General features: G+C 47.1%; 15 protein-coding genes and 1 rRNA gene. 12 read left to right on the forward strand and 4 right to left on the reverse strand.

Annotation, left to right across the window (positions count from 1 at the left end; all coding sequences use genetic code 11):
• The first annotated feature begins 11 nt into the window (after positions 1 to 11).
• From rrf to HB364_RS18495, 8 genes are all read left to right on the forward strand, one after another.
• Positions 12 to 123 (forward strand): 5S ribosomal RNA (gene rrf, locus HB364_RS18460).
• Between the two features lie 191 nt (positions 124 to 314).
• Positions 315 to 3,377 carry a sensor histidine kinase gene (locus tag HB364_RS18465; protein WP_167289774.1) on the forward strand — a complete coding sequence of 1,021 codons (3,063 nt, stop codon included), beginning with the start codon at positions 315 to 317 and terminating at the stop codon, positions 3,375 to 3,377.
• A 2-nt stretch (positions 3,378 to 3,379) separates the two neighbouring features.
• Complete coding sequence (locus HB364_RS18470; protein WP_167289775.1) at positions 3,380 to 4,123, forward strand: LytR/AlgR family response regulator transcription factor; 744 nt, start codon at positions 3,380 to 3,382, stop codon at positions 4,121 to 4,123.
• Between the two features lie 251 nt (positions 4,124 to 4,374).
• Positions 4,375 to 6,114 carry a M23 family metallopeptidase gene (locus tag HB364_RS18475; RefSeq protein ID WP_167289776.1) on the forward strand — a complete coding sequence of 580 codons (1,740 nt, stop codon included), beginning with the start codon at positions 4,375 to 4,377 and terminating at the stop codon, positions 6,112 to 6,114.
• An 80-nt stretch (positions 6,115 to 6,194) separates the two neighbouring features.
• A complete protein-coding gene (locus HB364_RS18480; protein WP_167289777.1) occupies positions 6,195 to 7,205 on the forward strand; it encodes an FAD:protein FMN transferase in 1,011 nt (336 codons plus the stop codon).
• A gap of 45 nt (positions 7,206 to 7,250) precedes the next feature.
• Entirely contained in the window at positions 7,251 to 8,453 is a 1,203-nt protein-coding gene (locus HB364_RS18485; RefSeq protein WP_167289778.1) for a Gfo/Idh/MocA family protein, read from the forward strand.
• Positions 8,454 to 8,476: 23 nt separating this feature from the next.
• Positions 8,477 to 9,847, forward strand: a complete 1,371-nt coding sequence (locus HB364_RS18490) for a 3-keto-disaccharide hydrolase (RefSeq protein ID WP_167289779.1) — start codon at positions 8,477 to 8,479, stop codon at positions 9,845 to 9,847.
• Between the two features lie 226 nt (positions 9,848 to 10,073).
• Positions 10,074 to 10,952: a class I SAM-dependent methyltransferase gene (locus HB364_RS18495; protein WP_167289780.1), complete on the forward strand. Its 879-nt coding sequence runs from the start codon at positions 10,074 to 10,076 to the stop codon at positions 10,950 to 10,952.
• A 91-nt stretch (positions 10,953 to 11,043) separates the two neighbouring features.
• Here HB364_RS18495 and HB364_RS18500 read toward each other — a convergent pair whose 3' ends face one another.
• A complete protein-coding gene (locus HB364_RS18500) occupies positions 11,044 to 12,303 on the reverse strand; it encodes a DEAD/DEAH box helicase (protein ID WP_167289781.1) in 1,260 nt (419 codons plus the stop codon).
• Positions 12,304 to 12,588: 285 nt separating this feature from the next.
• Here HB364_RS18500 and HB364_RS18505 point away from each other — a divergent pair, with 285 nt between their 5' ends.
• From HB364_RS18505 to HB364_RS18515, 3 genes are all read left to right on the forward strand, one after another.
• A complete protein-coding gene (locus tag HB364_RS18505; protein ID WP_167289782.1) occupies positions 12,589 to 13,020 on the forward strand; it encodes a MarR family winged helix-turn-helix transcriptional regulator in 432 nt (143 codons plus the stop codon).
• 42 nt (positions 13,021 to 13,062) lie between these two features.
• Complete coding sequence (locus tag HB364_RS18510) at positions 13,063 to 13,974, forward strand: hypothetical protein (protein ID WP_167289783.1); 912 nt, start codon at positions 13,063 to 13,065, stop codon at positions 13,972 to 13,974.
• A gap of 82 nt (positions 13,975 to 14,056) precedes the next feature.
• Positions 14,057 to 14,632, forward strand: coding sequence for a hypothetical protein (locus HB364_RS18515; RefSeq protein WP_167289784.1), 576 nt, complete (start codon positions 14,057 to 14,059; stop codon positions 14,630 to 14,632).
• A gap of 29 nt (positions 14,633 to 14,661) precedes the next feature.
• Here HB364_RS18515 and HB364_RS18520 read toward each other — a convergent pair whose 3' ends face one another.
• The gene (locus HB364_RS18520) at positions 14,662 to 15,975 is read right to left on the reverse strand and encodes a Gfo/Idh/MocA family protein (RefSeq protein ID WP_167289785.1); all 1,314 of its coding nucleotides are present in this window, start codon (positions 15,973 to 15,975) and stop codon (positions 14,662 to 14,664) included.
• Between the two features lie 93 nt (positions 15,976 to 16,068).
• Here HB364_RS18520 and HB364_RS18525 point away from each other — a divergent pair, with 93 nt between their 5' ends.
• Positions 16,069 to 16,929, forward strand: a complete 861-nt coding sequence (locus HB364_RS18525; RefSeq protein ID WP_167289786.1) for a diacylglycerol/lipid kinase family protein — start codon at positions 16,069 to 16,071, stop codon at positions 16,927 to 16,929.
• 54 nt (positions 16,930 to 16,983) lie between these two features.
• Here HB364_RS18525 and HB364_RS18530 read toward each other — a convergent pair whose 3' ends face one another.
• Together HB364_RS18530 and HB364_RS33555 are read right to left on the reverse strand one after the other, a co-directional pair.
• Positions 16,984 to 17,850 (reverse strand): universal stress protein, encoded by an 867-nt coding sequence (locus HB364_RS18530; RefSeq protein ID WP_167289787.1) that lies wholly within the window; start codon positions 17,848 to 17,850, stop codon positions 16,984 to 16,986.
• Between the two features lie 43 nt (positions 17,851 to 17,893).
• Positions 17,894 to 19,270, reverse strand: a complete 1,377-nt coding sequence (locus HB364_RS33555) for an HAD-IB family phosphatase (RefSeq protein ID WP_167289788.1) — start codon at positions 19,268 to 19,270, stop codon at positions 17,894 to 17,896.
• Positions 19,271 to 19,393: the final 123 nt, after the last annotated feature.

Consider the following 19,393-nt stretch of genomic DNA (forward strand, 5'->3'; position numbering starts at 1 on the left):
TATTACCTTCTTATGGTGGTTATACCGAGGGTGTTCACCTCTTCCCATACCGAACAGAGTAGTTAAGCCCCTCATGGCCGATGGTACTGCACCAAAATGCGGGAGAGTAGGTAGCTGCCATATTTATTGAGCCTCGTAGTTCCAACTACGGGGCTTTTTTGTTGCCATACCTCCCCCTACACCGCTATCGAAGACAACGAACTCACCATTCACCACTGACCACTGCCTCGCCCACCACCCCCTGCCTCATTCCTGCCCGTTTTCCCGCCCCGATTAATTAATTTTAGTAGATCATACATTACCAAACCATTGCCTTGCAAAGGACCCGCACACGCAGCCTCCTGTCCCTGCTCCTGGTACTCCTGTTCCACCAGCAGGTAATATCACAGCATGCAGGCGCCCCCACCACCTGGGGTAACTTCCGGTTTACCGGGTTCACCGCCCGCAATGGCCTCCCTTCCTCCGAAATACTTTCCCTCCACCTCGACGCCCGGCAGCTACTGTGGATCGGTCATACCGCCGGCCTCAGCCGCTTTGATGGCTATACCTTTACCAACTACCTCTTCGCCCATAACAAAAGGATTGGTCGCGTCTTCTGCTTCCTCGAAGACACTACCCGCAGCATCCTCTGGATAGGCGCCGCTACCGGCCTCTTTTACCAGGCCAATAACCGGATCATTCCCGTACACTTCAGTAATGGCAGGCTGCCCGTATACAGCCTGCTCATGGACTCCAATAAAGGATTATGGATAGGTACCGGCAATGGCCCCGCTTACCTCGATAGCCTCGCCTGGCAGCAGGCGCTGCAAAAAGGGACCGTTGATATTAGCCAACGCATACTCCCTGCCTGGCGCAACTTAAATAATGACAGGCGCGTAAAGAAAATGGCCCTGCAGAAAAACGGTCAACTCTTATTCGGCAACTTTTACAACGTCTATCAATGGAACGGACAATCACTGCAGAAGATCTGGGGAATGAACCATAACTCCGACGTCTTAAATGGTATCGTTTCTACGGAGCAGGGCGAAACATTCATCTGCGCCAACTTCAGTGGCGTCAGTTACAAACAGGGAGCGCAATGGAAAAGCCTGCCCATACCGGTCATCACTGGCATGGACTTCCATAAGGAAGGCAACAACTGGTACTATTACAATGCTGAGGCCATCTACGAAGTAGATATCGTTTCCAAACAATACCGGCCTGTGCTTACCATTCCTTATGATTACAGGGAATGGGGATCTGTATTTACCTGCGACAAAGAAGGCAACTTCTGGATTGCCACGCATGAAGGAATACTCTACGCCAAACCGGAGATATTTAAAAGCCACCTGCAGGACACCCCGGCAGGCTTTAATGAACTATATAGCATCCGTCAGCTAAAGGATGGTTCCATCATAACTGGCGGCAACCGGGGCAGGCTCTTTAAAAAAGCAGGTGATCAGTTTCAAATGGCTTACCCCAACAATAAAACCATCTTCCCGCATGCTGAGCTGAAAAGCATCTGGCAGTCGTCTGATGGGGATCAATGGTTCGGTAGTGGTTATGAAGGCCTGGCCAGGAAAAACAACAATCAATGGCAATACTTTTACAACCAGGGCAGCGGCGATAAAACCTTCCTGTATTTTCACCAGGATAAAAAGGGTGATCTGTGGACGGCTGGCGATAAAAACCTCACCCGTATACGAAAACATAACACCGACTCACTGGAGTTTACGCAATATACCTACAGGCAGGAAATAACCGACAATCCCGTTATCCGCAGTATAATAGAGAGTCCGGGCGGTAAAATATATGCAGGCAGTACCTGGGGACTGGCGGTTGTTCGCGACAAGCACCTCGAACTCATCCCCCTGCAGCAGGAACAATCCTTTGCCATCACCGGCATGAGCGCCACCCGAGATGAGAAAATATGGATCGCAACACAGGGCAATGGCCTCCTGTTGTGCCACTTTCTGCAGGACAGCCTCGTCATAGAAAAACAATTCACCACCAGCGATGGTCTGTCGTCAGACATCCTGTTGAAAACATTGGTAGACAAAAACAACGTACTCTGGGCAGTGGCATACAATGGCGTTAACCGGGTAGAACAAACGGGCAATGACTACAACATCGCTACCAAAGAAATTGACAGGGAATTGCTCAAAGGCGATTACCAGAGCGTAGACATCATGCAGGATGATAAGGGTATCATCTGGATGGCCACCTCTTCGGGCTTACTCTCCTTTGATCCGGCAGTATATGCAAAAGCCATCACAGCGCCCAGTCTGCACATAGAGAACATGGCCATCCTGCAGGATGAAAAACGTACCAGCCTGCCCAACGAGAATGATCATTTCACCCCAGTCTCCCTCTCCCATAAACATAACTCGCTGGAATTCCTCTTTACAGGTATTAACTACAGCAACCCTGCTGCAGTGCAATATGAATATCGCTTACTGGGACAGGATAGCAACTGGATAAAATTGCGTCATACAAGGCAGCTAACGCTCAGGAACATTCCGCCGGGCGATTATACCCTGCAGGTAAGGGCTGCTGCAGGGTCCAATCAGTGGAGTAATACAGTTGTCTGGCCTTTCACCGTGCAGGCTCCTTTCTGGCAAACAATATGGTTTATAACACTCCTCATAGCTGCCATAGCAATAGCTATATACTTCCTGGTGCGGCAGCGTATAGCCGCGCTGCGGAAAAAATCAGCCACCCAGAGGGATTTTGAACGCCAGATAGCGCGTGTAAAAATGAACATGCTCAGGGCGCAAATGAACCCGCACTTCATCTTCAACAGTCTCAATTCCATCAATAACTTTATCTTAAAGAACGATCCGCAGAACGCTTCCGGCTACCTGACCAAGTTCTCCCGCCTCATGCGCATGATCCTGGATAATTCCCGCACCGAGTGGGTAACATTGGAAAATGAACTCAACGCACTGGACCTCTACATACAACTGGAGTCAATACGGTTCGACAACCTTTTCCAATACCGCTTACACCTCGATGAAGAAATTGATCCTGCCCGGGTTATCATTCCGCCTCTCATCATCCAGCCCTACGTGGAAAATGCCATCTGGCACGGGCTGCTGTACCGTGAGCAACCGGGTGGTACCTTGCTGCTGGAAATAAAACGTGTTAAAGATCAGCTCAGGATAAAAGTAGCCGACAATGGCATAGGGCGAGTTGCATCGGCTGAAATGCGCAGTAAATCAGCCCTTAAAAAGAAAAGCCATGGCATGAAAATAACAGGGGAGCGGCTGGAAATAGTGAACATGACCTATGATGCCAATACCAGCATCGAAGTGGGAGACCTGTACGATCATAACCAGCATGCCTGTGGAACAAGCGTGCTCATCACCCTCAATTACATTCAGAACAAAATGGTTTGATCATGAAAGCCATCATAGTAGACGATGAAAAACACTGTAGGGAATCATTGCAATCCATGTTACAAATGTATTGCCCTGGCATCCAGGTCATGGCTACCTGTGCCGATGGACTGTCGGCCCTCACGGCTATTGAAACACACAAGCCCGATATCCTGTTCCTGGATATTGAAATGCCCAGGATGAATGCTTTTGACCTGCTGCAACAGCTTGACGCCATCAACTTTGAGATCATCTTCACCACAGCCTATGATCAATACGCCATCCGCGCCATCAAGTGCAGCGCTTTGGACTACCTGTTGAAACCCATAGATGCAGAGGAATTGAAAACAGCCGTGGAGCGGATCAGTAGCCGCCCCCACGATAAAATGGAGAAAGCGAAAGTACAGCAGGTAGTTAACAACATGAGTGATACAGCGCAGCATGATTTCAGGCTCATCATTGCCACATTGGAAGGCAACTACTTCCTGCTGCCCGATGAGATCATGTATTGCGAAGGCAGCGACAACTATACGCACTTTCACCTCACCAAAGGAAGAAAGCTCGTCAGTGCCAAAACATTAAAAGAATATGAGGAAATGCTGACCGGGCAAGGATTTCTGCGTATTCACAAATCCTGGTTGGTGAACCTGAAATTCGCAGTCAAATTTTCAAAAGCCAATTCAACACTCATCATGGAAGACTATACCGCATTGGAAGTTTCACGCCGTAAAAAAGAAGCCGTCATCAATGCCTTATTCAATAAATAACCTTGTTGTCAGCCTGAGCGTGTCGAAGGGTGGGTCGCCCTCCAAAGGGGCGGCTCACCCTAGTCTAAGGCACCGTTTACTCACTCACCTTCCACTCACTCGCCTGATTAGGTTTCACTGCTTTACTTGTGCTTACTTTAGGTTGTTATCATAAGCCCGGGAAAATCCTTTTTATATCCTCTCTTTGGTTAAAGTCAGCACACTGGTTGTAGCATACTACATCATCATACCATAACCTTAAAATTTCAACCATGAAATTAAAAATTGGTTGCCTGCTACTATTGGCAACACTTTTCTTCCAGGCAATGGCCCAGGACCTGTATACAGGTGTGTGGCGCAAAGGCAACGGCGGTACCTACCTGTGGTCAGGAGTAAACTGGGCCGACTTCAATAAAAAATGGTCCGATCTCGGAAAACAAAACCTCCGGTTAATTGACATTGAAACCTATGTTACAGGCGGGCAGCGTTACTTCTCCGGCGTATGGGAGGGAGGCAGTGATGGCTATGCATTGACGCCTGCAGGGCTCGATTGGGCGGCCTTCAACAAGTTCTGGAGTGATGCCAGTAAAACCATGCGGCTCATAGACATTGAAACCTACACAGAAGGAAGCAAGAGATACTTTCTCGGTGTGTTCAGGCAGGGCGGTGGCGGCTATGCGCTTACACCTGCAGGCCTCGACTGGGCCGCCTTCAACACATTCTGGAGCAATGCCAGTAAAACCATGCGGCTCACAGATATTGAAACCTACACAGAAGGAAGCAAAAGATACTTCCTCGGCGTGTTCGAGCAGGGCAGTGGTGGATACGTACTATCACCTTACGGGATGAACTGGGGGCAGTTCTCCGATTATTGGGCAGACCGGGCCAAAGAAAACCTGCGCTTAACAGACATTGAATCTTATGAAGAAGGGGGCAAGCGTATCTTCCTGGGAGTATGGCGCCAGGGAACAGATGGATATTACCTCTGGCATGGGGTAGACTGGCAGAGCTTAACCTCCAAATGGGCAGAACTAAACAACAATACCGACCTGCGCTTAATTGACCTGGAAACCTTTGATGGCGATTGTCCTGGAAAATGTCTTAATCAGGCTTTAATGGCCGATAATCCTGCCACTTCCGGACGGGATAGTTATGATTACGGCATCTATGCCACCTCCCAACATTGTGAAGGTGAGCCCGGAAGCTGTCCTGCCAACCCTTCTGCAAGCAGCAGGGTATACTACCGCTGGCCCAACCTGAAACTGGGCAATGATTACTACGCACGGAATTCAGTGCTTTTTGACGCGAAGGACAAAATATTTACCCTTCCTTTCAACGAGAAAGCTTCCGACATGTCAAAAAATGGCTGGCTCTACAGTCCGGGCGCCTGGCACCATGCCCTTGACTATTCAAAAAGCGGCGGCAAAACATTCGAAATAGCCGCCGCCGCAACAGGAAAAGTCATTTATGTGGGATATGATGAGTGGTCGGGCAACACCATCATCATCAGCCATGATGCAGGCGGAAAAAAAGATGTATACAGGACCATCTACATGCATGTACGCAATGGGGCCGATAATGACTGTTCGGTAGCCTGGAGTAAAAGCCAGCCCACGCTCAACCAGGCTGCCAATGACCCCACCAGGGTTAAATATGAAACACATCTAAAAAATACAGGTTGTCCGCTTAAAGTGTCGGATCGCAATCCCGACGTTGGCTGGTGGGGTACCAACGCACAAAAGATCAGCAGTAATTTACTGGGAAAAACAGTGCAGGCGGGTGATGTAATAGGCTGGGCAGGTAGTACAGGCCCCGGAGGCTCTGCTGCCAACCATCTGCACATCTTCTTTGCACACCGCGACCCGGGCGATAAGCGCTGGTACTTCTTTGATCCGTATGGTATATACGCCACTCCGGATTGTTATCCTCAGGCGGTGGATGGGGCCATTAATACCCCCTGTGCACGATACCCCGTTGCCTGGAAAAATGGTCGGCCAGCATCTGCGCAGTAGGGCCACGGCAACGGAATCGTTTGCATAAATTTAAGCAGGTTTACTCATTCGGCACCCGGGCTTTATTTATATTTGTCCGGATGAGGAACCTGCTTTTTTTCCTACCCCTTTTTTTGTGCGGAGCTGTTGGCCATCAGGCAGAACCCATAAGAGCATATCGTATAACCGGGTTTGCGCAAGGCACCACCTGGCAGGTAACATACTATGCTGCAGATAGTCTTGTGATCAAGTCTCAAATAGATAGTATCCTCGACCAGATAGACAGTTCGCTCTCTATCTACAAGTCTTACTCCCTCATCAGTCGCTTCAATCAGGCGGAATCCACTGTAAATATGGATGGCCACATGGCCTTCGTCATCAATAAATCCATAGAAACTTACCGGCAAACAGAAGGAATCTTTGATATTACCGTCCAACCATTGGTACAAGCCTGGGGTTTTGGCGCAAAGAAAATAGAAAAGCTGCCCGACTCAGCTACCATACGTTTACTGAAGCAATGCGTTGATACCCGTTTTCTCGCTGTACAGGGCAACAGGCTCACCAAATCAAAACCTTGTGTTAAAATTGATGTAAATGGCATTGCCCAAGGCTACAGCGTGGATGTGGTGGCCGCTTTTTTGGATAGCCAACACATCAGCAACTACATCGTCGAAATTGGCGGTGAAATAAGAATAAAAGGCCGGCGGCAGCCCGGCAATGTGAAAATGAAAGTGGGCATTGAAGCGCCCGGTGAAGATGAGTTCCAGCTTTCCCTTTTACAAAAGATCATATCACTGGACAGCGGGGCCATCACCACATCGGGTAGCTACCGTAAATTTTACGAGAGTGGAGGAAAGAAAATATCACACATCATTGATCCGGCAACCGGCTATTCCATGCAGGGAAGCCTCATCAGTGTAACCGTCTATGCACCGGACGCCATTACAGCCGACGCCTATGATAATGCATTAATGGTGATGGGACTGCAAAAGGCCATCACATTTATAGAAAAAAGAAAGGATATGGCGGCTTACTTTATTTACCGGGACAAACAAGGGAAAATAGCCGACACTGCCACCAGCAGGTTCTATCATTTTATCACTGAACATTGAAATTGAACATTGAAAATTCGCTCTTAAGGCGTTGAATTCTATTATATGAGCAGAAGAAAATTTATACAACAGGCCGGGGTACTGACAGGAGGGTTAATCCTGCACAACCAGTTACTACAGGCCGTTGGTAGTAAATTCCAGGAAAAAATAAATGTGGGCATCATCGGTTGTGGCGACCGTGGCACCGGCATCATGTCTGTCATGCGCCAACTGCCCGATCTCTTCAACATAGCAGCTCTTTGTGATATACTGGACTTCCGATTGGACAATGCCCGGAAAATAGTGGCTGCCTCCCCGAAAGAATACAAAGACTACCGGAAGTTGCTGGAAGATAAAAGCCTCCATGCGGTGATCATCGCTACGCCATTGAACATGCACTATCCCATTGCGGCTGATGCATTGGCGGCGGGTAAGCATGTATTCCTGGAAAAGACCATGACCTACAACATTCCGCAGGCCATGAAGCTGGTGCAGCAGGTAAAGCGATATCCCAAACAGGTATTGCAGGTGGGGCATCAGTACCGTTATGTACCGCTCTACTTTAAGGTAAAAGAAATGATCGAAAAGGGGTATCTCGGAAAGATCACCCATATCGATTGCCGCTGGGACCGCAACTGGAACTGGCGTCGCCCTGTTCCCGCAGGCTATACCGATAAAGAAGTAAACTGGCGCATGTACAAAGCCTATTCAGGCGGCCTTATTGCAGAACTGTTATCCCACCAGATTGATTTTATTAACTGGGCATTCAATACGCATCCCGATGAGATCATCGGTACAGGCGGCATTGACAACTACAAAGACGGAAGGGAAACCTACGACAATGTACAGGTCGTATTGCGGTACAACAGAGAGAACATGATCGGCAACTTTGGCGCTACCTGTGCCAATGCCCGGGAAGGATACATCTTCAAACTAAAAGGGACCAAGGGGACCGTAGCCCTGTTGGTGAATGAAGGCGTCTTCTATCCTGAAGCGGCTGCCAAAAAAGACCTGGAAGTAGTGGATGGTGTGAGCAGCGCTACTAAAATAGAATGGAATAAAGATGGCGGTATCCCCATCATTAAAGAGCCCATGAAAGACGGTACCTGGTATGCCCTGCAGGACTTTCACAAATGCATTACGGAAAAGCAGCAACCGGTATCCAATGTCATTACCGGCGCTACTACTGCCGTATGCGTGCACCTGGGCAATACAGCCGCCTATACCCATACTACCCAACAATGGAAATCAGCGTATAACTTTTCTTAAATTATAATTAGATAACAGGCTATATGAAAAAAGTACTTTTCCTTTTGGTAATTACAGCAGCAGGGCAGGGCATCTTCGCCCAGAAATCAGGCAAAGGATGGACAAACTTATTTGATGGCAAAACACTCAATGGTTGGAAAAAATTATCGGGCAACGCTGAGTACACCGTAGAGAATGGCGCTATTACGGGCATCACCTCTCTTAATACACCCAATACCTTCCTTGTAACAGAAAAAGAATACGGCGACTTTATACTGGAGCTGGAAGTAATGATGGAAGATACCACCTCCAATTCAGGTATCCAGTTCAGAAGTCACCTCAATCCCGCAGGTAACAATGGCACAGGACGTGTATATGGTTACCAATATGAAATTGATCCATCTGCCCGCCGCTGGTCTGGTGGCATCTATGATGAAGCAAGAAGGGACTGGTTATACCCGCTTGGGCTCAATCCTGCAGCGCAACCGGCGTTTAAAAATGGCCAGTTCAACAAAGTTCGTATCGAGTGCATCGGGCACAACCTGCGCACCTTTGTAAACAATGTGGAAGCTGCGTATGTAGTAGATAGCCTGGATGCTGCTGGTTTCATTGCCCTACAGGTACACAGCATCAAAAATCCGGAACAGGCAGGTAAAAAGATCTATTGGAAGAACATTCGCATCAAAACAACCGGCCTGGTGCCTTCACCGCACTTAAAAGAAACCTATATCGTCAACAACATTCCGAATACATTGACTGATGCAGAGAAAAAATCAGGCACTGTACTCTTATTTGATGGCGTAAGCTCCAAAGGATGGAAAGGTGCGTACAAGCCTGGCTTCCCTGAAAAAGGATGGGAAATAAAAGATGGTACGCTCAGTGTACTCTCTTCCAATGGTGCAGAATCTACTAACGGTGGTGACATCGTAACCGTAAAAGAATACAGCGCCTTCGATCTTACCTTTGAATTCAGGCTCACCACGGGTGCTAACAGCGGTCTTAAATACTTTGTTACCCTGAAAGAAAACAATCCCGGTTCAGCGATCGGGCTGGAATTCCAGGTGCTGGATGATAAAATGCATCCTGATGCCAAAATGGGCCGCGATGGCAACCGCACCATGGCATCCTTATACGACCTCATCACAGCAAAGAAAACAGAGCGTTTTACGCGTCCTCCGGGCCAATGGAACATAGGCCGGGTAGTGGTATATCCTAATAACCACGTAGAGCATTACCTGAATGGCGTAAAAGTATTGGAATATGAGCGCGGCTCCCAGGCATTCCGTGACCTTGTAGCCATCAGTAAATACAAAATATGGCCCAACTTCGGAGAAGCCAAACAAGGCCGCATCCTGCTGCAGGACCACGGCGATGCAGTAAGCTTCCGCAGCATCCGGATTAAGGAACTGAAATAATTAATTACTGTCACCCTGAGTATTGTCACCCTGAGCTTGTCGAAGGGTTGTCGAAGGGTGTTACTGCCAGTTGAGCCCCGCAGAGTGGGGTAAACGCTGTGTCAGGGTGGGTCGCCCTCTAAAGGGCGGCTCACCCTGACACAGTTTTTTATTTTCGGGCATATTGTTAACGATCATTGCATAATCGTGGAATCTTGTGTAGTTTAACGGCCATTTTGGACCAGTTATGAAGGAAGGTAAAGCCAGCAGAACTGCACAATACATGGCCTTATTCAGGGCGCTCGAAACAACCCGTCCGCCGGGAGCACGATTGTTTGGTGATCCCTATGCTATTTCCTTTCTGGATAAAGGGCTCAGGAATGCTACCCGGCTTTCGAAACTGCCTTTTTTCAGGAACCTGGTGGAGAGGATCATTCAGCACAAAATACCAGGCGCTTTCTCTTCCGGCAGGGCCCGCACAAAATACATTGATGACCTGCTGCAATACAGCATCAGCAATGGCGACATACAGCAGGTGCTTATCTTAGGGGCAGGTTTTGATACGCGTGGACTCCGGTTAGGCTTTCTCCGGAATATTCCAGTAATAGAAATAGACCATCCCAGTACAGCAAACCTGAAACTGAATATCTTAAAAGAGCAACTGGGGAAATTGCCCGGTAATATCGAATATCACCAACTTGATTTTAATAAGGAGAGCCTGGATGATATGGTTTCCTGGAACCCGATAGATTTCACAAAGCCTACTACTATCATTTGGGAGGGGGTTACCAACTACCTGACGGCTTCGGCCATTGAAAGCGTCTTTCGTTTTGTAAGCCGCTTTACCGGTGGTTCTTACATCATCTTCACCTATGTACACAAAATGGTGCTGGACAACCCGGAGTTCTTTCATGGTGCAGAGAAACTACTCAATGACCTCGATAAAATTCATGAACGCTGGACCTTTGGGTTCAGGCCGGAAGAATTGAAAGAATACCTCAATCGCTTTAACCTCGCCTTACTCGAAGACAAAGGCGCCACCGAATACCGCCAAAAATACCTGCCGAAGAATACAGAGAAAGGGTATGAGTTCTACCGCGTAGCTTTTGCCAAGAAGAGAAAATAAAAATGTCAGGCTAAGCCTGACACTTATTTCCCCGCAGAGTCTCCCGAAGAGCTTGTCCCGCTTTGCGGGAGGACTCTGCGGAGTAAATATATTACCTGTTCACAGAATGATTATTCCAACGCTTCTTAAACTTATTACCGTGACCGTTATTCCTGTTACCAGCACCACCGGCTGTTTTCTGTTGAATAGCAGGCTGTGGTTTAATAACGGTTTGGGTAGAATGGTAAGGATGATCTTCCACTACAGGAATGGATTGTTTCGTTACCTTCTGAATATCTTTCAGGTAAGCCCTTTCTTCTGCATCACAGAAGGAAATGGCAATACCACTGGCGCCCGCACGGCCTGTACGGCCAATCCGGTGCACGTATGTTTCCGGGACATTGGGCAGCTCATAATTGATCACGTGCGTGAGATTGTCTACATCTATACCACGTGCTGCAATATCTGTAGCTACCAGAATGCGGATCTTACCGTTCTTGAAATTCGTAAGGGCATGCTGACGTGCATTTTGTGATTTATCGCCATGAATGGCGTCAGCTTTAATACCTGCCCGGTTCAATGCCCGTGCAATCTTATCCGATCCATATTTGGTACGGGCAAATACCAGGGCGCGTTCAATAGCCGGGTTTTCCAGTACATGGATCAGCAGGGAGCGTTTATTATCCTTATCCGCAAAATAGATCTGCTGTTCTATCTTTTCTGCGGTAGAAGATACAGGGGTAACTTCTACTTTTACCGGTGCCTTTAAAATAGTATTGGCCAGGCCAGCGATCTCCGACGGCATGGTAGCCGAAAAGAACAGGGTTTGGCGGTTAACTGGAATACGGGCTATGATCCTTTTCACATCGTGAATGAATCCCATATCCAGCATACGGTCTGCTTCGTCCAGTACAAATATTTGTAACTGTTGCAGGCTGATAAATCCCTGGTTGATCAGGTCGAGCAGGCGGCCCGGTGTGGCGATCAGGATATCAACGCCATTGCGTAGTGCATTCACCTGGTTTCCCTGTGATACACCACCGAAAATAACCATTTTGGTAAGGCCGGTATATTTACCATAAGCCCTGAAACTTTCTTCTATCTGGATGGCCAGTTCACGGGTAGGGGTAAGCACCAGCGCCTTAATAGCGCGAGGACCTTTGGATACAGGTTGTTGCCGGTGCAATAACTGCAATACCGGAATGGCAAAAGCGGCTGTTTTGCCGGTGCCTGTCTGGGCGCAGCCCAACAGGTCTTTTTGTTGTAATACGACGGGGATAGACTGCTCCTGGATGGGAGTAGGCGTACTATACCCTGTTTCTTTCAGCGCCTTTAATAAAGGCTCCTGAAGATTCAGTTGATCAAATGTCAAAATGATAGTTTTAAATAAATAAAGTGTTAACTATCAGCTACGTAGATTAAAACGGAGGGAGAGTTAACTATCTGTCCTCATCAACCTATGACTTGATGAGCTTTCTGTGAGGGAAAAAGACATCGGGTCTGCTAAGAGTGAGAATGATGCGCAAAGGTACTATAATTTTTTATATGTAAGGATAAGATATTGTTAAGGCTCCAACGGGCTGGTTAACAGCCTATACGCCTAAACAGTTTTGCAATTAATGATAATCTTACTACTTTAGTTGTAGATACAACTAACATGAAGCCGGAAGGACTAAACCAGAATATCATCTATCTAAGTGCGGAGTTTGCTCACCGGTTCAGCCAGGTGCTGGCAGCAGCATTTAAACAACACAATATTGATATTACAGCCGAGCAGTTTTCCATATTGGTAGTACTGTGGTACCGGGATGGGATAAGCCAAAAAGAGATCAGTGAGCAACTCAACCGGGATAAAACAACCATTACGCGCGTACTGATGAACATGAAGAAAAATAAACTCATTAAGCAGGTAACGGATGCTGAGGACAACCGTTCCAACCTCATATACCTTACCGCCAAAGGAAAAGAAATACAGAAAGCGGGTGTTCAAGTATCCGGCCAGCTATACATGAAGGTATTAAAAGGCATACCGCAGGACCAGTTACACACAGGAATTAATGTATTGCAAAAAATGCTGCAGGCTTTATAAACTAAAAATAGATGTATATACAACTTATTTAAACAACCAAATATGAGAACCCCATCTTATCTTATCAAAGCATCATTACTATTGGCAGGCATCATGGCTGTCGTGTTATCCGAAGCACAGGTGGCGCCTGTTGCAGGAGCACTCTTTCCCCGGAAATATAAAGTGGGCGAGAAATACCGCTATCGTTTAACCACGGAACAGTATTACAATAAAAACTGGAACAGCACTTCTGTGGTGATCATTGAATGTACAGTAGTGGCGGATAGTGCCGGTGTCCTTTGGGACGAGGTGCGCAACCTGTCCAAAATAATGTATACACCCAATGATACTACCAACATGGACAAGGAAGCGCAGGCAGTTAAACCTTATCGTATTACCCTGCAACCGCATGGAAAAATTGAGATACCGAAACTGGAAGTAGCCGCAATGACCGGGCCTGTTACTGACTTCATTACCTTCTTTGTGGCCATAAGCCCGCAGTCGCTGATCACTACCTTACAGAAGAAAGGGGATAGCCTGGTAGTAAAGGAACCCGCGAAAGGTAATTTTACCAATGGAACAACCATTCCCTATGGTGAAGATTGCCTGGCGATAACAGGTTATGTAACAGATCTTACTTCCAAAGCGGTAAAATTGCGCACGAAGTTCATGCCTCCTGCCCGGTCCTGCCTCACTTTTTTACTCGATGATATGAGCAAGCCGGTAACAGCAGGTATACCCAACAACTTCCAGATGGTGCAACCTGCAGCACCGGATAAATACAATGTCCTTTTCGGGAATGAGGAATTTACCATCAACAGTGTGGTAAGCCGGAAAGATGGGAAAATAATGGCGGCGGATATGTCCAATACATTGCACCTGACCATGCGTATGAATTGCACCGGGGATTATAAAAACTGCCAGATGGAAGCGCCCTTTCATATTCAGCGGAACCTGAAGCTGGAATTGCTATAAACGTGTATCCGGGCTGATTTAATAATTGAAATAAATAAAGTTTGTTATATTAGTATAGTTCCCCACCATTAAAACTATACTTATGAGAAAGAACTGCTTTCTATGTATCAGTTGTTTACTACTTACCATCTTAATGAGTAAGGTTGCTCTTGCGCAAAAGGAGGAACCTGTATCAAAGAAACATCAGATAGCTGTTGGCGTTGGGCTTTTAACAATACCGGATGTGTTGACCGATATATCAGTTATTGCTTCTGATGCAGTGGGACAGGACGTGGACGAAGTAAGGTCATCAGGCGCTTACAGCCTTTCTTACCGTTATTTTCCCAACCGGCAATGGGGCATAGGCATTACCGGCGTATTTGAAAAAATTGATGTACATTATACAAACCCCGCTGCCAAAAGTACCTTCAATACATTTGCCATGCTGGTCAATGGGCAGTTCAATTACATCATGAAACCACGGTTTGATCTCTATTCCCGGCTGGGAGCAGGCATCTGTAACTTTAACCAGACCGGAGGTGGCAATACCAACGATAATATCTTCGCTTTCCAGGTCACCGCAATAGGCGTGCGGGCAGGTGGGGTGTTCAATACCTTTGTTGAGGCCGGTTTCGGTTTTGAAGGATTGATACATGCAGGCATTAGTCTGCGGCTGTAATAACCAATGCCTGCATGTAGGTATGCTGACTATACTTTCGGTTCCCAGCCTTTTTCATAATCCCTTCTCCACAGCTTCATCGCTTTCTTATCGCCAAGGATATGCCCATTGGCAGGATTCGTGTGCAGTGTTCTTCCGGTGCGTTGGGCGATATTGGCCAGCAGGCAAAGTAACACGCTCTTATGTCCTTCATCAACAGGTGAGTTGAGTTTTGCTTCTCCCCGGATGCTGTTGATAAAATTGTTGAAGTGATAAAAATCAAGATTGCCGGTAGAGCTGACCAGGTTGCCGGAATCCGCTTTTGCTGCTGATTTTACTTCTTTGATCAGCTTATTATTGTTGTCAAATATCTTATAGTTATCTGATCCGAAATTAACCAGGGTGCCTTTATCGCCGTAAATAATAAAGCCACGGCCGGCGCCTTCTACCGGGTAATCATTACAGCTCCTGCTTTCCCAGGTAATGGCCTTCTCAGGACCAAATTCAAAAGTGGCTACCTGGGTATCGGGCGTTTCCCAATCATCTTTAAAAGCATAACGTCCGCCGGCAGAAGTAACCTTCGTGGGAAAGTCTACTCCCAGGAACCAGCGGCAGCAGTCAATCTCATGAGTGCCGTTGTTACAGGTTTCGGAAGTGCCCCAGTGCCAGAACCAATGCCAGTTATAATGCACCAGGTTATCCATATAATCCCTGCGTGGCGCAGGGCCCTGCCACAGGTCAAAGTCAAGCGTAGCAGGCACCGCCACCTTATTGCCTTTACCGATAGACTTCCGGTTATTGGCATACCAACCTTTTCCCAAATACACATTGCCGATAATGCCTTCCCGTACTTCCTTTACTGCATTGATCAGGGTAGGGAAGGAGCGGCGCTGGTTGCCCATCTGAATCAGCTTGCCGTATTTATTCATGGCCTGTACCAGCAACTCCCCTTCATAAGGATTATGGGCACAGGGCTTTTCTACATACACGTGTTTGCCATGTGTTACGCCAAGAATGGAAGCAGGCGCATGCCAGTGATCGGGTGCTGCGATGACCAGCGCATCAAAATCCGTCTTCTTCACCAACTCACGGATATCTTTCACCACCGTGGGTTTCCTGTCGGCCCTGGCAAATGGTTTAAGGCCATTCTGTATGGCCTTTTCTTCCACATCACACAGATAGGCGATCTCTACATTGGGTAATTTGGAGAAGCATTCTGCCAGGTATGCACCCCGGCTGTTGACGCCCATTACGCTCAATACCACTTTATTGCTGGGTGCCTGCTTACCAAATACCGGGAAATTAAGTATCGTAATGCCTGCTGTTGCCAGGGAAGTGTTTTTGATAAAGTCCCTTCTTTTCATGTACAAATCGTTTTATGATAAACTAAACTTGTTATGCTGTACAATCAAAATACCTTACCTTTTATGTGTATTTATTATGATTGATTGCGCCTTATGATCCATTCTTTCAACATTGCCATCGTTTGTAATACCTTGGCCGGTAATGGTTATTCTGAACATCTTACCCGTCAATTACAGGAACTGCTGGAAAGACAACAAATTCCCTGCACAGCTTTCCTGGACGACTGGCCCGAACGCTTCAGCGGTTTTTCCGACATTTTTATCCTGGGCGGTGATGGCACGTTGAATCATTTCATCAACCGCTATCCAAATATATCCATTCCCCTGTCAGTTTTTAAAGGTGGTTCCGGAAACGATTTCGGATGGAAACTGTATGGCAACCTCTCTTTTGAGGCACAGGTACGGAAAGTGCTGGCGGCCGCTCCCAGGCCGGTAGATGCGGGCAACTGTAATGGTCGTCTTTTTCTCAACGGGGTAGGGATAGGTTTTGATGGAGAAGTGGTGCGTTCTATGGGCCGTAAGCGTATCATAGCTGGCCACCTGGCCTACCTGGCGACTGTGATCAGGAAGATCTTCTTTTTCCGGGAGAAAGTGCTGGAACTGGAGTATAATGGGCGTATAGAGCGGGATAAATACTTTATGATCAGTGTGGCCAATGGTTCCCGCTATGGTGGCGGCTTCCTGGTAGCACCGCAGGCAGTGGTCAATGACGGGTGGCTCGACCTGGTGATCATCCGGAAGATCCATCCATTAAAAAGATTCCTGTACCTGCCCCGGGTAGAAAAAGGAAAACACCTGTCATTATCTGTTATTAAAACGGATAAAGTCAAACACATCGCAATCCGTGCCGGCCAGACGCTGCCTGCCCACGTAGATGGCGAGCTCATAGAAGACAAGGAGTTTAACATTGAAATATTACCAGGCAGGTTCCTGTTCAGAGGGGCGAATGTATGACAACAAAAAAGCCCCACCTCAACAGGTAGGGCTCCTAAACCTCTAAAAAACTACTTATGATGCTGAAACTGTTTCATTCTTTTGGTCTACCGTGATTACGGGAATATTTGAACCATAAGACAAAATCTTTTTAGTAATGCGACTCCACCAGCCCGGTAAATGAAATTCTTTAAACGGATTGGCCATAATCAGGTCGGCATTGATACGCCTGGAAAATTCAAGCGTGCTCTGGGCCAGGTTCTTACCTTCCAGCAGGAAAGATTGAACAGGTATGGTAGACAGGCTTTGTACTACCTCCAGGGCTTTATTCATAATAATTTCGGCAGCATTCCCATCCTTGTCATTACGCAATGAAACCAGGTACACCGTCGATTTAAAGGAGCGGGCCATCATCGTAGCCAGCTTAATGCGGTGCATCGGCAATTCATCGCTCAATGGCAGCACGATCTTCTTGAAGTGACTGATCAAACCACTGGCGCGGATGGCCAGTACCGGCACATTGGTTTTGCGTGCCAGTCTGCTGATGGACACAGATGAAAGGATGCGGTGTATAAGATTAAACTTGGCCAGTCCTACCACCACAAGGTCCATATCATACTGTTCAATGTATTTGGATAGCTGCTGGCTGGTATTGCCTTGCAGCAGGCTGATCTCTATATTGCCGCCTCCGCAGAGATGCTGGCGGTACGTATCTTTTAATGCTTCCAGTTTTCTGCTGGCATTATTCATTTCTGAAGCACGGCCTGGCATGTTCAGGCTGGTCTCTATCGGCAATAAGGGCAGCAGGTTGTTGGATACCACATGCACCAGGTGAATATTGCAGTGGAAGGTATTGGCCAGTTCAATGGCTTTGGAAATGGCCCATTTGTTCTTCCCGGTGAAGTCTACCGGCACCAGAATATTGTAAAAAGCTTTAGGCATACGCAGTGTTTTTTAAAGGTTTACAATTAATGAGCATCATTCGTCAGGCTAATGACAGCAATGGTTCAAAGCTGTTTTCCCGGATGTTTTTCGTAGCGATTGTTTCCAGCAGTTCATCCTTTGTGCAGAAAGCCACTCCTTTGCCAGCATGGCCAATAATACAACGGTCATCGCGGCTGTCGCCCACTGCCATGCAGTTCCTGAGTTGTACACTGTACTTTTCACAGGCATATTGCAGGGCATTGGTCTTACAATACGAATGCCCGCAGATACTGTCGGGCGATCCGAAGAAATAGAAAGGCAGGTTTACTTCTCCGGTGGCTTTTCCTTCAAAGAATTCCAGTTGGTTGGCATAAGAGAAATCAGCATCTATCTGCTGGCGTACATAATTGGTGATAAGCGTGTAGCTATTACTGATAATGCCTACGATATAGCCTTTTTCCTTGAGTGCCTTTACGACCGTTTTAATATCCGGCACCATCTCTATCTTACTGGCTACATTCAGCATATCATCCATCGTGCGGCCTTTCAGCAGCAAGCCAATGCGTTTGGTAAGGATAATGGAGTCTTTCTCGTCTGCCCGCAGGTCTTCCAGCTTGCCGGTAAATCCGAATTCCTTTGCAAAAACATCAATGGTCCTTCCACGCAGGATCGTATCATCCATATCAAAGATCACCATCTTGTGAAAGCCGCTCAGCTTCTCCCGGAGTGTTTTGTTCATCTCACGGTTAATTGTTTCCAGTGAGTGGATCTCTTCTTCGCTGATCTCTTCGGGATGTTGGCGCTGGGCCTTGCTGATAATGGCGCGGGATACTTCCTTGCTCATCTTACCCAATGCCTGCCAGGGCTTGCTCTTGTTCTCTATATAGCCAATATTGACTTCCTTAATGCGGGCTTTCATCAGGTACATATCTATCAGGATACCGATGTCTACACCGTAATCATTGAAGAAATCAATCTTTTTAAAATAAGATTTCTTCCCGGCGATCATACCACTGAGTGGCTGGGAGAAATAAGACAGGCCGGGATAGAAAATATTTAATAAAGGCTTTGCCACCAGTTCAGTTACCCTGCCTGCATTGCGGGCAAAACTTCCTTTCACAAAATCTGCTTCCTCATTGATCAGTGGTTCTGATAAGCCTGTTATAGTGCCTTCGGGATAAGGATCAATATCGCCATCGAGAAAAATAATAATTTCATTGGTAGCGTGCTGGATACCATCTTTCATGGAAATACCCTTGCCACGTACCTGGCTGGTAATGACTTTGGCGCCGGCTGCTGTAGCAACCTGTGCTGTATTATCTTCTGATTTATCATCTACCACAATTACCTCTGTCACCTGCGGGTGTTGACGACAAAAATCAACAACGCGGGCAATTGTTTTTTCTTCATTCAAAACGGGTATTATAACAGTTAGCACGCGTACCTCCTTTTGTTTTTCTACGTTTTAGATTGATAAAACTGCAGCCTTTATTCCCCATATCGAACAGGGTCAACTTATATTGACAAAAGCCGTGCCTCGACTGCAGCGGTCAAATTAAAT

This window comes from Paraflavitalea devenefica (genome assembly GCF_011759375.1).
GTDB lineage: Bacteria > Bacteroidota > Bacteroidia > Chitinophagales > Chitinophagaceae > Paraflavitalea > Paraflavitalea devenefica.